The organism is Mesorhizobium sp. WSM4976 (assembly GCF_029625685.1).
Classification (GTDB): domain Bacteria; phylum Pseudomonadota; class Alphaproteobacteria; order Rhizobiales; family Rhizobiaceae; genus Mesorhizobium.
Genome location: NZ_JARTVT010000007.1, coordinates 24505 through 37627 on the forward strand (window position 1 = coordinate 24505; position 13123 = coordinate 37627).

Below are 13123 nucleotides of genomic sequence, written 5' to 3' on the forward strand. Positions count from 1 at the left end.
CGATGCACATCCTCGCCACGACATCCGCTTCGCTCGACGACCTCGCCGAGCCCATCGACCTCAGGCAGACGCCTGCGGATGTCGTGGCGTTGTCTTTTACCGACAGCGACCTCGCCGGCCTGGCGGCCGCCTGGAAGGCGGACGCGGAGCGGCTGCCCTCGATGCGGCTGGCGACCTTGCGCGATCTCCGCCATCCGATGTCGGTCGATCTCTGGATCGACAGTGTCGCCCGTCACGCCAAGGTCGTCCTCGTCCGCATCCTCGGCGGTTACGACTGGTGGCGCTACGGCTGCGACCAGCTCGCGGCGGTGGCACGCGAGCTGGGTATCAAGCTGGCATTGCTGCCGGGCGAAAGCCATGACGAGGACCAGCGCCTGATCGAAGCCTCGACCCTGCCGCGTGCGGAGCTGGACGCCCTGCTCGGCTATTTCCGCGAAGGCGGACCGGCCAATATGGCGGCGCTGGTGCAAAGGCTGGCAAAGCTTGCGGGGGCTGATGCGGCGGTTGCCGAGCCGGCGAGCGTGCCGAAGGCGGGGTATTACGAGCCTGGGGCTGGTGTCGTCGAGAAGCCGAACCTTTCAGAGGTCGGCGATCCTTCGCCCCCCTCTCTGTCCTGCCGGACATATCCCCCTCAGGGGGGGAGATCAGCCGTAACCAACCCTGGCACATATTCTTTGAGGGCATCAAAAGAGCCATCTGCAACGTCTGCGATTGGCGAAACCGTCGACGGCAGAGCAATCTCCCCCCTTGCGGGGGAGATGTCCGGCAGGACAGAGGGGGGTGTGACGGAACTCGACGCCGACAACACTGGCTTCCCCGTCGTCCCCATCCTCTTCTACCGCTCGATGCTGTTGGCGGCAGACGTAGCACCGATCGACGCTCTCGCGGAGGCGTTGAAGCTGCAAGACCTGACGCCCGTGCCGATCTTCGTCTCCAGCCTCAAGGACCCGGCCTCCCTAGCCTTCGTCGAAACCGCCCTCGCCTCCCTGAGCCCCGCCGCCATCGTCACCGCAACCGCCTTCGCCTCCGGCGCGAACCCCGGCGCCGAAACCCTGTTCGACCGTGCCGGCGTGCCGGTGTTCCAGGTCATTGTCGCCACGACGAGGCGCGAGGTCTGGGAGAAGAACCAGCGCGGCCTCGCGCCCGCCGATCTTGCCATGCATGTCGTCCTGCCCGAACTCGACGGCCGCATCCTGGCCGGCGCCATCTCCTTCAAGGGCGAGGTCGAGACCGATCCGGCGCTGGCTTTCCGCGCCTTCGCCAACCGCCCCGAAACGGATCGCGTCGCGCAGGTCGCCAGGCGCATCGCGGTCTTTATTCGCCTGCAGCGGACGGAGCGGGCCGAGCGCAAGCTTGCCATCCTGATCCCGGATTATCCGAGCGCGCCCGGCCGGACCGGATACGCGGTCGGGCTGGATGTGCCCTCCAGTGTGCTCGCGATACTGCATGACCTGAAGGAACAGGGCTATGCGGTTGAAGGGATTCCGCGATCAGCGCGGGAATTGCTGGATACGCTGGAAGTGGGCAGCCAGGGCCTTGCCTTGAGGGACTACCTGGCCCTTTCGACCGAGCTGCCTGCGGCGGCGCGAGCTTCGGTTGAGACGGCGTGGGGCAAGGCAGAACAGATAGATTCGCCCGAGGCACTCCCCTCGGCAACCTTCCCCTTCCGCGCCGCAACTTTCGGCAACGTCACCGTGGCGCTGGCCCCCGACCGCGGCCGCTCGGCCGACCGCCGCGCCGACTACCACGACCCTACCCTGCCTCCCCGCCACGAGTTGCTCGCCTTCGGGCTCTGGCTGCAGAAATCGCTCGGCGTCCATGCCATCGTCCACGTCGGCGCGCATGGCACTCTGGAATGGCTGCCGGGCAAGACCGTCGCGCTCTCCGACAATTGTTTTCCCGAGATCGTCACCGGCTCGCTGCCGGTCATCTATCCCTTCATCGTCTCCAATCCCGGCGAAGCCGCGCAGGCCAAGCGCCGGATCTCAGCCGTCACACTTGGTCACCTGCCGCCGCCGCTGACCGGCGCCGGCCTCGACGAGGCGCAACAGAAGCTCGAGCGGCTGGTCGACGAATATGCCCAGGCCGACGGGCTCGATCGCCGCCGCAGCGACCGCCTGGCAAAGCTGATCGTCGAGACGGCACGGAAGACCGGGCTTGCCTCGGAAGCCGGCGTAGCCAGGACCGACCAGCCCGATGAAGCGCTGCGCCGCATCGATGCCTGGCTCTGCGACCTCAAGGATTTCGCCGTCAAGGACGGGCTGCATGTCTATGGCCGTGCACCGGAAGACGAAGCCGACCCGCTGCGCCGTCAAAGCGCGGCGGCCGAAAAAGCCAACCTGCTCGCCGCGCTCGATGGCCGCCACATCAAGGCCGGCCCTGCCGGCGCCCCGGCGCGCGGTCGTTCCGATGTGCTCCCCACCGGCCGCAACCTCTTCACCGCCGACCCGCGCACCATGCCGACGCCGACCGCCTATGACCTTGGCCAAGCGGCGGCGGAGGAAGTGGTGCGCAGCTACATGCAGAGCCATGGCGATTGGCCGCGCTCGCTGGTCATCGACCTGTGGGGCTCGGCCTCATTGCGCACTGGCGGCGAGGAGATCGCGCAAGGCCTGGCACTGATGGGCTGCCGCCCGCAATGGGATGCCGCGACCGGCCGCGTCACCGGCATCGAGGTGCTGCCGCCCGCAGCGCTCGGCCGCCCGCGCGTCGACGTCACCTGGCGCATCTCCGGCCTGTTCCGCGACATGTTCCCGACCCAGATCGCGCTGATCGACGCCGCTGCGAACGCCGTCGCCAGCCGCGACGAGGACAATACGGAGAACCCGCTCGCCGCCGCGACCCGCGCTCATTGCAAGATCGCCCCGCGCATCTTTGGCACGTCGCCCGGCACCTATGGCGCCGGTGTCGAGGATCTGCTGTCGCGCGGCGAATGGGGCGCGCGCGAGGAGATCGGCCGCGCGTATCTGGAGGCCACCTCGCACGCCTATGGCGGCGCCGACGGCGAAGCGATTGCCGCGCCCGGCGCCTTCGAAGGCCGGGTCGCCGAGGCCGATCTCCTGGTCCACACCGGCGACGATCCCGGCCGCGATATCCTCGAAGGCTCGGCCGATGTCGCTTTTATTGGCGGCTTTTCGGCCGCCCTTGCCGCCCTCGGCCGGAATGCCGACGTCATCGTGCTCGACACCACCGATCCGAAGAAGCCGAAGCCGCGTTCTGTCGGCGAGGCGGTTTCGCGCGTGGTCCGGGCGCGCGCCGTCAACCCGCGCTTCATCGCCGGCCAGATGCGCCACGGCCCGCGCGGCGCCTCGGAATTCGCCGAGACGGTCGACCGTCTGGTCGGCTTCGCCGAGACCACACATGCCATATCAGGCGCGCTGATCGAAGCGGTGCATGACGCCTATGTCGGCGACCCGGACGTCCGCGCCTTCCTGCTACGCGAGAACCCGGCCGCCGCAAAGGTCATTGCCGAGCGCTTCCTCGCCGCGCGGCGGCGCGGCCTCTGGCATCCGCTCAGGAATTCAATCGACGACGATCTCGCTGACTTGATCGCCGAAGCCGAAACAAACGAGGTGACGGCATGAATGCCTTTTCGCGCCGCGGCGCCTGCCCTGCTCTCAGCGCGCCGATGCAGACTGGCGATGGGCTTTTGGTGAGGCTCAATCCAGTCACTGGAGGACTTGCGCCAAACTTGCTGATCCGATTAGGCGAATCCGCTCTGCGCCACGGCAACGGCATCATGGAAGTGACCGCGCGCGGCAGCCTGCAGATCCGCGGGCTGAGCGCCGAAAGCGCTAGGCTGCTGGCGGCTGAGGTCGATGCGATGGGCATTGCGGTGCGGACCGGCGTGCCGGTGGAGACCGGGCCACTGGCGGGAATCGATCCGCAAGAGGTAGCGGACCCGCGTCTGTTGGCCGGGCGGCTCAGGGCGGCGATCGAAGCTGGGCTGACGGCACGGCTGGGGCCGAAGGTGTCGGTGGTTGTCGACGGCGGTGGGCAGCTGGGCATGGATGCGCTGTCGGCCGATGTGCGGCTCAAGGCAGTGCGGGCCGGCGAGGATGTTCGTTGGGGCGTATCGGTTGCCGGCGACGGGCGCAGCGCGAAGCCGCTAGTCACTGTCGATGCGGATGCTGCGCGTGACATTGCAGTTGCTGCACTCCGGATGGTCGCGGAAAAAGGCCGGGAGGCGCATACGCGGGATTTGTCGCACCGGCAGTTGGCGTCTCTCGCAGGCTGGCATTCCATCGCGTCCCCCTCTGTCCTGCCGGACATCTCCCCCAAAAGGGTGTCCGGCAGGACAGAGGGGGATGCCGTAGAGCGCCATCGCGCGCCGATTGGCCTTTTCGGCCTGAACGCAGCACACGCCCTCGGCATTGCCCTGCCCTACGGCAGCATACCCGCGCAGAACCTTATCGAGCTTGCCACAAAGGCGGCAGAAATTGGCACGACTGAGATTCGCCTCGCCCCAGGCCGCGCCCTGCTCTTCATCGGCCTCTCCCCCACCACCTGCGCCTCACTGCAAGCCTCCGCCACCACCCTCGGCTTCGTCACCTCCTCCACCGACCCGCGCACCCGCATCGCCGCATGCCCTGGCACGCCGGCCTGCGCCTCCGGCCGTTTCTCCACGCGCGCTATCGCTGAGACAATCGCAACCGAAAGCCCGGACTTCCTCGATACTTCACTGACGCTGCACATTTCCGGTTGCGCAAAGGGCTGCGCGCATCCCGGTGCGGCGATGCTGACCTTGGTCGGCGACGAAAACGGAGCCGGACTTGTCGTGGACGGGACGGCAAAGGCCCTTCCTGCCGGATACAGGCCGGGCTATGACGCCGCGCGCGGGGTCGCCGCCATTGCGGCTGCGGTCCGCGGTGAACGACATCAGGGCGAAACCGCAGCCGCTTGCCTCACAAGGCTTGGCGCTGCCGGCATCGCCGAACTCTATCGACGGAACCAGTGAATGGCCGCCTACGACTATATCCATGACGGGATGGCGATCTACGAGCGCTCTTTCGCCATCATCCGAACCGAGGCGGACCTGTCGCGCTTCTCCGAGGCGGAAGCCGATGTTGCGATCCGCATGATCCATGCCTGCGGCCAGGTCGAGGCCGCCAGCCATTTCGTCTTCTCCAGCAGTTTCGTCGCCGCCGCTCGTACCGCCCTCGCCGCCGGCGCGCCGATCTTCTGCGATGCCGAGATGGTCGCACACGGCGTCACCCGCGCCCGCCTGCCGGCCGGCAATGAGGTGATATGCACGCTGCGCAACCCGCGCACGCATGACATCGCCAGAGAAATCGGCAACACCCGCTCGGCCGCCGCGATCGATCTCTGGGGCGAGCGCATGGCCGGCTCGGTCGTCGCCATCGGCAATGCGCCGACCGCGCTCTTCTATCTTTTGGAAAAACTGCGCGACGGCGCGCCAAAGCCGGCCGCGATCATCGGCATGCCGGTCGGCTTCGTCGGCGCCGCCGAGTCCAAGGATGCGCTGGCCGAGAATTCCTATGGCGTGCCCTATGCCATCGTGCGCGGCAGGCTCGGCGGCAGCGCCATGACCGCCGCCGCCCTCAATTCGTTGGCGAGGCCCGGCCTGTGAACGCGCCTGTTAAAGAAGGTTTGGCAAAAGGCCGTCTGGTCGGCGTCGGCACCGGCCCCGGCGATCCGGAGCTGCTGACACTGAAGGCTGCCCGGGCACTGGCCGAAGCTGACGTGGTCGCCTACTTCGCCAAGCGCGGCAACAACAGCAATGCGCGCGCCATCGTCGAGACGCGCTTCCGGCCGGACATGATCGAGCTGCCGCTGCTCTATCCTGTGACGACCGAAATCGACAAGGATCACGACGACTACCGTTCGCAGATCACCGATTTCTACGAGCAGTCGGCCGAGCAGGTCGCCGAGCATCTCGGCGCCGGCAGGATGGTGGCCGTGCTGTCGGAGGGCGATCCGCTTTTCTACGGCTCCTACATGCATCTGCATGTGCGCCTGGCGCATCGCTTCCCGACCGAGGTCATCCCCGGCATCACCGCCATGTCCGGCTGCTGGTCGGCCACAGGCCTGCCGATCGTCCAGGGCGACGATGTGCTGACCGTGCTGCCTGGCACGATGAGCGAGTTCGAACTGACCCGGCGCCTCGCCGACACCGATGCCGCCGTGATCATGAAGGTCGGCCGTAACCTAACGAAGATCAGGCGCGCGCTGGAAGCGACCGGCAAGCTGGCAAAGGCTGTCTATGTCGAGCGCGGCACCATGCCGGGCAGCGTCTCGATGCAGCTTGCCGACAAGCCGGACGACAAGGCGCCCTATTTCGCCATCGTGCTCGTCGCCGGCTGGTCGAGCCGGCCCGGAGCCAAGGCATGAGCGGCCGCCTTACCGTTATCGGTCTCGGCCCCGGCAATGCCGACCAGGTCACGCCGGAGGCTGCCAATGCCGTCGCCGAGGCTTCCTACTTCTATGGCTACAAGCCCTATCTCGACCGGCTCGAGCTGCGGCCGGATCAGACCCGCATCGCCTCCGACAATCGCGAAGAGCTCGCCCGTTCCAACGAGGCGCTGGTCAAGGCGGCCGAGGGCCATAGCGTCGCCGTCGTTTCCGGAGGCGACCCCGGCGTCTTCGCCATGGCTGCGGCCGTTTGCGAGGCGATCGAGGCCGGTCCCGCCGAATGGCGCGCCATCGACCTCGCTGTCGTTCCCGGCGTCACCGCCATGCTTGCCGTCGCGGCCCGCATCGGCGCGCCGCTCGGCCACGATTTTTGCGCCATCTCGCTCTCCGACAATTTGAAGCCGTGGGAGCTGATCGAGCTGCGCCTGCTGGCGGCTGCCGGCGCCGGCTTCGTCATCGCGCTCTACAACCCGATCAGCAAGGCCCGCCCCTGGCAGCTCGGCCGAGCCTTCGAGTGCCTGAAGGCGATCCTGCCCGGCACCACGCCGGTGATCTTCGGCCGCGCCGCCGGCCGGCCCGACGAGCGCATCGAGGTTTTCCTTCTGGCGGACGCCGATGTGGCAAAAGCCGACATGTCGACCTGCATCATCATCGGCTCGCCGGAGACCCGCATCATCAGGCGCGGCGATAAGCCGGCGCTGGTCTACACGCCGCGTTCGGCAACGGGGTCGAAAAGATGATCGACCATCGCGGCGAGCGCATCGACGGTCTCGGCCAACGGCACGTCCGGCAGGAACGGCCTTCGGACCATGACCACCTCGATGCCGAGCGCCCGCGCGGCGGCGATCTTGCCGTACGTCGCCTCGCCGCCGCTGTTCTTGGAAACGATCACGTCGACGTCGTATTTTTCGAGCAACGCTCGCTCATCCGCCTCCGGGAAGGGCCCGCGCGCCAGCAGGTAGCGCGCATCGGGCACGGCAAGCTTCGGCTCTACCGGATCGACGCTGCGGATCAGATAACGGTGCTGGGGAGCGGCCTCGAAGGCGCCGGCCTCCTGCCGGCCGATCGCGAGGAAAACGCGGCGCGGCGCCGGGCCGAGCGCCCTCGCCGCCTCAGCGACACTGTCGACCAGCGTCCAGCGATCGCCCGAGACAGGTTCCCAGCCGGGACGGCGCAGCGCGAGGATCGAAACACCGGACTGCCTGGCCGCGTCGGCGGCGTTGGCCGAGATACGCGCGGCGTATGGGTGCGTGGCGTCGATCAGCAGATCGACGTGCGCTTGGCGAAGATAGGCGGCGAGCCCTGCCACGCCGCCAAAGCCGCCGACACGCACCGGCACGCCTTGCGCGACCGGACTTTCGGTGCGGCCGGCAAGCGACAGCGTGACCGAGAAACCCTCGCGACGAGCCAGCTTCCCGGCCAGTTGCCGGGCTTCTGTGGTTCCGCCGAGGATCAGAATGCGGTGGGTCATCATGCCTGCTAAGGGTCCGCGCGCTGCCAAGCTCGCCTCAAAATGGCTCACCATCGTCGGCATCGGCGAGGACGGTGTAGCGGGTCTCGGCGACGAGGCCAAGCAGCGCATCGCCCAGGCGGAATTCGTCTTCGGCGGCAAGCGGCATCTTGGTCTCGTCGCATCCCTGGTCAACGGGAAAGCGACACCTTGGCCGATGCCCTTCGATGCCGAAATGCGCGACGTGCTGGCGCTCGCGGGCAAAGATGTCTGCGTGCTCGCGTCCGGCGACCCATTCTTTCACGGCGTGGGCGTCACGCTTGCGCGCAAGGTGAAGCCGGGTGAGATGCTCGTTCTCCCGGCGCCCTCGTCTCTCTCGCTGGCGGCATCGCGCCTCGGCTGGGCCTTGCAAGACGTCGAGACGATCTCGCTGCACGGCCATTCGATCGACCTGATCCGCCCCCTGCTCCAACCCGGCGCGCGCATCCTTGCCCTGACATCGGACGCCGACGCGCCAGCCGCTATCGCCGCGCTGCTCGACGAACTTGGCTTCGGACCGTCGCGGTTAACGGTCCTCGAAGCACTCGGCAGTGCGGATGAAGCGCATCGAGCGGCCCGCGCAGATGCTTTCGACCTCAAAAACATCAACCCGCTCAACGTGCTGGCGCTGGAAATTGAAACGACGCCGGATGCGCGCGTCCTGCCCTTGACCGTTGGTCTTGCCGACCACCTGTTCGAGCATGACGGCCAGATCACCAAGCGCGAGATCCGAGCCATCACGCTGTCGGCGCTGGCGCCGCGGCGCGGCGAGTTGTTGTGGGACATCGGCGCCGGCTCCGGCTCGATCGGCATCGAATGGATGATGGCCCATCCGTCGCTGCGCGCCATCGCAATCGAGGCGGACGGCGAACGCGTCGCCCGCATCGCCCGCAATGCCGCGCATTGCGGCGTGCCCGGCCTGGTCGTGATCGAGGGCTCTGCGCCGAAAGCGCTGGCGAAACTGCAGACACCCGACGCCATCTTCATCGGCGGCGGCGGCAGCGATGCCGGCGTGCTGGAGAAAGCGATCAAGGCGCTGCGTCCCGGCGGCCGGCTCGTCGCTAACGCGGTCACGCTGGAGATGGAGGCGCTGCTGCTCGACCAGTACAACAGGCGCGGCGGCGACCTCACCCGCATCGCGCTGTCGCGCGCGGCGCCTGTCGGCTCGATGCAGTCCTGGCGGCCGGCCATGCCGGTCACGCAGTGGAACTGGATAAAACCATGATGGTCGCGGGAATCGGCAGCCGCAAAGGCGTGAGCATCGAAGACGTGCTGGCGGCGATTGAGACGGCGCTTGAAGCTCATGGGCTCGCGATGACGGCGCTTTCGGCGCTTGCGACCGCCCCGCTCAAGAAGGATGAGGCGGCGATTTCCGCCGCCGGCCGCGCGCTCAACCTGCCGGTGGTCATTGCGGATGACCGCGTCCTGCAGCTGGCTTCGCCCCGCAGCCGTTGCGATCTCTCACAGAGCCGCGCCGGCACGCCGTCTGTTTCGGAGGCGTCCGCCCTCGCGGTCGCCGGCGCCGGTGCGAGACTGCTCGGGCCTCGCACGGTGCTTGGCCCGGTCACCTGCGCCATCGCTATCAGCGGAGATGCGCCATGACGGTTCATTTCATCGGCGCCGGTCCCGGTGCGGCCGATCTCATCACGCTACGCGGGGCGCGGCTGCTCGCCAGTTGCCCGGTCTGCCTCCATGCGGGCTCGATCGTCGCGCCGGAACTGCTCGAACATTGCGCGCCCGGCACCAAGCTGATCGACACCGCGCCGATGTCGCTCGACGAGATCGAGGCCGAGTATGTCGCCGCGCACAAGGCCGGCCAGGATGTTGCGCGTCTGCATTCCGGCGACCTTTCGGTCTGGAGCGCGGTGGCCGAGCAAATAAGGCGGCTGGAAAGACACAGCATCCCCTACACATTGACGCCAGGCGTGCCCTCCTTCGCGGCGGCGGCGGCGGCACTGCGCCGCGAGCTGACCATCCCCGAGCTCGCGCAAAGCCTGGTGCTGACCCGCGTTTCCGGCCGCGCCTCGAAAATGCCGCCGGGCGAGACGTTGGCCGGCTTCGGCCGTACCGGCGCCACGCTCGCCATTCATCTTGCCATCCACGCCATCGACCGCGTCGTTGCCGATTTGACGCCGCTCTACGGCGCCGAGTGCCCGGTCGCGGTCGTCTTCCGCGCCTCCTGGCCCGACGAACGCATCCTGACCGGCACGCTCGGCACCATCGAGACGCAGTTGGCGGAGAACCCGATGGAACGCACGGCGATCATCTTCGTCGGCAGCGCCTTGGCTGCGCAGGATTTCGGCGAAAGCTCATTGTACGACGCTCACTACCAGCGGCGTTTTCGCGGACGGGACGGATTGTGAACGGCAGCGCCAACATGAACGGACGGGCTACGGTTGAGCAGGCGCTTGCGCGCCTGAACTTCAAGCCGCGCGAGCTGGAGCCAGGCCACGTCTGGCTGGCCGGCGCCGGCCCCGGCGATCCCGGCTGCCTGACGCTGGAAGTGCTGGCCGCGCTCGGACAATGCGATGCGCTGGTCTATGATGCGCTGGTCTCGCCCGATGTCGTGGCGGTCGCCCAGGGCGCCGAGCTCTTCTACGCCGGAAAACGCGGCGGCCAGCCCTCGATGAAGCAGGACGATATCAACGCCCTGCTGGTGCGGCTGGCGCGCGCAGGCCGCCGTGTCGTGCGCCTCAAGGGCGGCGACCCCTATATTTTCGGCCGCGGCGGCGAAGAGGCCTTGGCGCTCGCGGGCAAAGAGATTCCGTTCCGGGTGCTCTCCGGCCTCACCTCCGGACTCAGCGCACTCGCCGCAGCCGGCATTCCCGCCACCATGCGCGGCATCAACAAGGCCGTGATCCTGGCGACCGGCCATGCCGCCGGCACCGATGACGACATCGACTGGGCTGCCATCGCCCGCACCGGACAGCCCATTGTCGTTTATATGGGCATGGCCAATTTGCCGGTGATCGCGGCAAAGCTGCTCGAGGGCGGCCTCGCGCCGTCCACCCCCGCCGCGGTGATCGTCGCGGCAACCACGCCGCAGGAACGCATCGTCGTCGCCACGCTCACAACCATCGCGGAAGAGGCTGCGGCCGCCGGGCTTGCCTCGCCGGCGCTGATCGCCGTCGGCGGTATCGTCGCCCTGCGCGCGGCACTGGCGGGTGATTCGTGACCGCCCGCGCGATCATCATTGGGGCGCCGCGCTCCGGCTCGGGCAAGACCAGCGTCACCATCGGTCTGTTACGCGCGCTGGCCCGGCGCGGCGTCAGGGTGCGCGGCGCGAAGTCCGGACCGGACTATATCGACCCGGGCTTCCACACCGCCGCCACCGGACTGTCCGGCGTCAATCTCGACAGCTGGGCGATGTCGCCTTCCCTGCTAAACGCGCTGGCGACCCAAGCCGCGGATGAAGTCGAATATGTCATCCTCGAAAGCGCGATGGGCCTGTTCGACGGCATTCCCGCGCCGCAAGGCCGCTCGGGCTCGGCCGCCGATCTTGCCCGGCTCTATGGCCTGCCGGTGCTGCTGGTGCTCGACGTTTCCGGACAGTCGACCACGGCCGCCGCCGTTGCCAAGGGCTTTGCCACCTACGATCCGGATGTGCGCATGGCCGGCGTCGTGCTCAACCGGCTCGGCAGCGAACGCCATCGGAGGCTGTCCAGCGACGCCATCGAGGCGATCGGCCTGCCCGTGGTCGGCGCCATCCTGCGCGATCCCACGCTCAACCTGCCGGAGCGGCATCTCGGCCTCATCCAAGCCGGCGAATACCAGAACCTGATGGCGCATCTCGACCGGCTGGCCGACATGGTCGAAAAGTCGCTCGACATCGACACCATCCTGGCGCTGGCCACCCCGCTGGAACCGGCGGCCGGCGACTTCGGCGATGCCTTGCAGCCGCCCGGGCAGCGCGTCGCGCTGGCGGAAGACGCCGCCTTCACCTTTCTCTATCCGCATGTCGCGACGCATTGGCGCAAGGCCGGCGCCGAGATCGTGCCTTTCTCGCCGCTTGCCGACGAAGCGCCTGGCGAAGACTGCGATGTCTGCTGGCTCCCTGGCGGTTATCCCGAGCTGCATGCCGGCAAGCTTGCTGCCGCGACAAAATTCCAGGCGGGAATGGCGCGCTTTGCGGCGACGAAGCCGGTTCACGGCGAGTGCGGCGGCTTCATGGTGCTGGGCGAAGTGCTGGAAGACGCGGACGGCAAGAGCCACAGGATGCTCGGCCTGCTTGGCCATTCGACCAGCTTCGCCAAGCGTAAGATGAACCTCGGCTATCGCGAGGCGCGGTTGCGCGCCACCTGTCCGTTAGGGCGGGAGGGCACGCTGATACGGGGGCACGAGTTCCACTATGCGCAGATGACCGCCACCGGCAATGACGAGCCGCTGGCCGACCTTGCCGACGGCCAGGGCAATCCGCTCGGCGCCTCGGGCTACCGGCGTTGCCTTGTCAGCGGCACCTTCTTCCATGCCATTGCGAGGAGCGCATGAGCGGCCCTTCCGCACCAAGGCAATTGCTTGACGACATCGGTCTCAGCCTCGTCTTCTTCACTAGGCTGAGGCTGCCATCTAGCGATTTCGGCGGCCGCAGCCTGGCGGACGCGATCTGGGCGGCGCCTTTCGCTGGCCTCGCGGTGGCGATCATCGGCGCGCTTGTCTACGCCATCGCCTACAGCTTGGGTCTTGCCAGCGGCCCGGCCGCGGCGTTGACACTCGCCGCCACGATGCTCGTCACCGGCTGCCTGCATGAGGATGGGCTTTCCGATATCGCCGACGGCTTTTGGGGCGGCAGGACACGCGACAGGAAGTTGGAGATCATGCGCGACAGCCGCATCGGCGCCTATGGCGCCGCCGCGCTTGGGCTGTCGCTGCTCATCCGCTGGAGCGCGCTGTCCGAACTCGCCGGTCCCGGCCACATCTTCCTGGCGCTGCTCGCTGCGCATGCGGGCTCGCGAGGCCTGTTCGGCGCCTTCATGCACCTTCTGCCGCCGGCCCGCAGCGACGGCCTGTCGGCGAGTGCGGGCTTTGTCGCAAGCCAGACCGCCGCCATCGGCGCCGCGCTCGGCGCCGTGGCGCTGCTGGCGCTCGGCCTCGGCGGCGCAATAGCGGCGCTGATCCTGCTCGGTCTGGTCTTCGCAGGCTTCCGCGCGCTCTGCCTCAACCAGATCGGCGGCCAGACGGGCGACACGATCGGCGCTCTGCAGCAGCTCGGCGAGGTCGCGGTACTGCTCGTCGCTTCCGTTTGCCTATCCTGATTCTCTTTCG

General features: G+C 67.9%; 12 protein-coding genes. 11 read left to right on the forward strand and 1 reads right to left on the reverse strand.

Going from position 1 to position 13123, the window contains the following annotated elements:
• The first annotated feature begins 2 nt into the window (after positions 1-2).
• From cobN to P9272_RS10280, 5 genes are read left to right on the forward strand one after another with little or no spacing between them, the layout of a single operon-like run.
• Complete coding sequence (gene cobN / locus P9272_RS10260) at positions 3-3584, forward strand: cobaltochelatase subunit CobN (RefSeq protein ID WP_278160460.1); 3582 nt, start codon at positions 3-5, stop codon at positions 3582-3584.
• Positions 3581-4957 carry a precorrin-3B synthase gene (cobG, locus tag P9272_RS10265; protein WP_278160461.1) on the forward strand — a complete coding sequence of 459 codons (1377 nt, stop codon included), beginning with the start codon at positions 3581-3583 and terminating at the stop codon, positions 4955-4957. Before cobN ends, cobG begins: the two co-directional genes overlap by 4 nt.
• The gene (locus P9272_RS10270) at positions 4958-5590 is read left to right on the forward strand and encodes a precorrin-8X methylmutase (protein ID WP_278160462.1); all 633 of its coding nucleotides are present in this window, start codon (positions 4958-4960) and stop codon (positions 5588-5590) included.
• Complete coding sequence (locus tag P9272_RS10275) at positions 5587-6351, forward strand: precorrin-2 C(20)-methyltransferase (RefSeq protein ID WP_278160463.1); 765 nt, start codon at positions 5587-5589, stop codon at positions 6349-6351. The genes P9272_RS10270 and P9272_RS10275 overlap by 4 nt, the downstream gene beginning before the upstream one ends.
• Positions 6348-7112, forward strand: a complete 765-nt coding sequence (locus P9272_RS10280; protein ID WP_278160464.1) for a precorrin-3B C(17)-methyltransferase — start codon at positions 6348-6350, stop codon at positions 7110-7112. Before P9272_RS10275 ends, P9272_RS10280 begins: the two co-directional genes overlap by 4 nt.
• Here P9272_RS10280 and P9272_RS10285 read toward each other — a convergent pair.
• On the reverse strand, positions 7076-7843 hold the full coding sequence (locus P9272_RS10285; protein ID WP_278160465.1) for a cobalt-precorrin-6A reductase: 768 nt from the start codon (positions 7841-7843) through the stop codon (positions 7076-7078). The two genes, P9272_RS10280 and P9272_RS10285, sit on opposite strands and share 37 nt — an antisense overlap.
• A gap of 1 nt (position 7844) precedes the next feature.
• On the opposite strand from P9272_RS10285, the gene cbiE reads away from it, so the two are divergent.
• From cbiE to cobS, 6 genes are read left to right on the forward strand one after another with little or no spacing between them, the layout of a single operon-like run.
• Positions 7845-9086: a precorrin-6y C5,15-methyltransferase (decarboxylating) subunit CbiE gene (cbiE, locus tag P9272_RS10290; protein ID WP_278160466.1), complete on the forward strand. Its 1242-nt coding sequence runs from the start codon at positions 7845-7847 to the stop codon at positions 9084-9086.
• Positions 9083-9463 (forward strand): cobalamin biosynthesis protein, encoded by a 381-nt coding sequence (locus tag P9272_RS10295; protein WP_278160467.1) that lies wholly within the window; start codon positions 9083-9085, stop codon positions 9461-9463. Before cbiE ends, P9272_RS10295 begins: the two co-directional genes overlap by 4 nt.
• Positions 9460-10224 (forward strand): precorrin-4 C(11)-methyltransferase, encoded by a 765-nt coding sequence (gene cobM, locus P9272_RS10300; RefSeq protein ID WP_278160468.1) that lies wholly within the window; start codon positions 9460-9462, stop codon positions 10222-10224. The genes P9272_RS10295 and cobM overlap by 4 nt, the downstream gene beginning before the upstream one ends.
• 14 nt (positions 10225-10238) lie before the next feature.
• Positions 10239-11036, forward strand: a complete 798-nt coding sequence (gene cobA / locus P9272_RS10305; protein WP_278160469.1) for a uroporphyrinogen-III C-methyltransferase — start codon at positions 10239-10241, stop codon at positions 11034-11036.
• Entirely contained in the window at positions 11033-12349 is a 1317-nt protein-coding gene (locus P9272_RS10310; protein ID WP_278160470.1) for a cobyrinate a,c-diamide synthase, read from the forward strand. The genes cobA and P9272_RS10310 overlap by 4 nt, the downstream gene beginning before the upstream one ends.
• Positions 12346-13113, forward strand: coding sequence for an adenosylcobinamide-GDP ribazoletransferase (gene cobS, locus P9272_RS10315; RefSeq protein WP_278160471.1), 768 nt, complete (start codon positions 12346-12348; stop codon positions 13111-13113). The genes P9272_RS10310 and cobS overlap by 4 nt, the downstream gene beginning before the upstream one ends.
• The last annotated feature ends 10 nt before the right edge of the window (positions 13114-13123 follow it).

What these genes read in the sequence shown, in the direction of transcription:
- P9272_RS10295 (WP_278160467.1), top strand. Translation starts at nt 9,083, where the DNA reads ATGATGGTCGCGGGAATCGGCAGCCGCAAAGGCGTGAGCATCGAAGAC.
- cobG (WP_278160461.1), top strand. Translation starts at nt 3,581, where the DNA reads ATGAATGCCTTTTCGCGCCGCGGCGCCTGCCCTGCTCTCAGCGCGCCG.
- P9272_RS10270 (WP_278160462.1), top strand. Translation starts at nt 4,958, where the DNA reads ATGGCCGCCTACGACTATATCCATGACGGGATGGCGATCTACGAGCGC.
- P9272_RS10280 (WP_278160464.1), top strand. Translation starts at nt 6,348, where the DNA reads ATGAGCGGCCGCCTTACCGTTATCGGTCTCGGCCCCGGCAATGCCGAC.
- cobS (WP_278160471.1), top strand. Translation starts at nt 12,346, where the DNA reads ATGAGCGGCCCTTCCGCACCAAGGCAATTGCTTGACGACATCGGTCTC.
- P9272_RS10285 (WP_278160465.1), bottom strand. Translation starts at nt 7,843, where the DNA reads ATGACCCACCGCATTCTGATCCTCGGCGGAACCACAGAAGCCCGGCAA.
- cobM (WP_278160468.1), top strand. Translation starts at nt 9,460, where the DNA reads ATGACGGTTCATTTCATCGGCGCCGGTCCCGGTGCGGCCGATCTCATC.
- cobN (WP_278160460.1), top strand. Translation starts at nt 3, where the DNA reads ATGCACATCCTCGCCACGACATCCGCTTCGCTCGACGACCTCGCCGAG.
- cbiE (WP_278160466.1), top strand. Translation starts at nt 7,845, where the DNA reads ATGCCTGCTAAGGGTCCGCGCGCTGCCAAGCTCGCCTCAAAATGGCTC.
- cobA (WP_278160469.1), top strand. Translation starts at nt 10,239, where the DNA reads ATGAACGGACGGGCTACGGTTGAGCAGGCGCTTGCGCGCCTGAACTTC.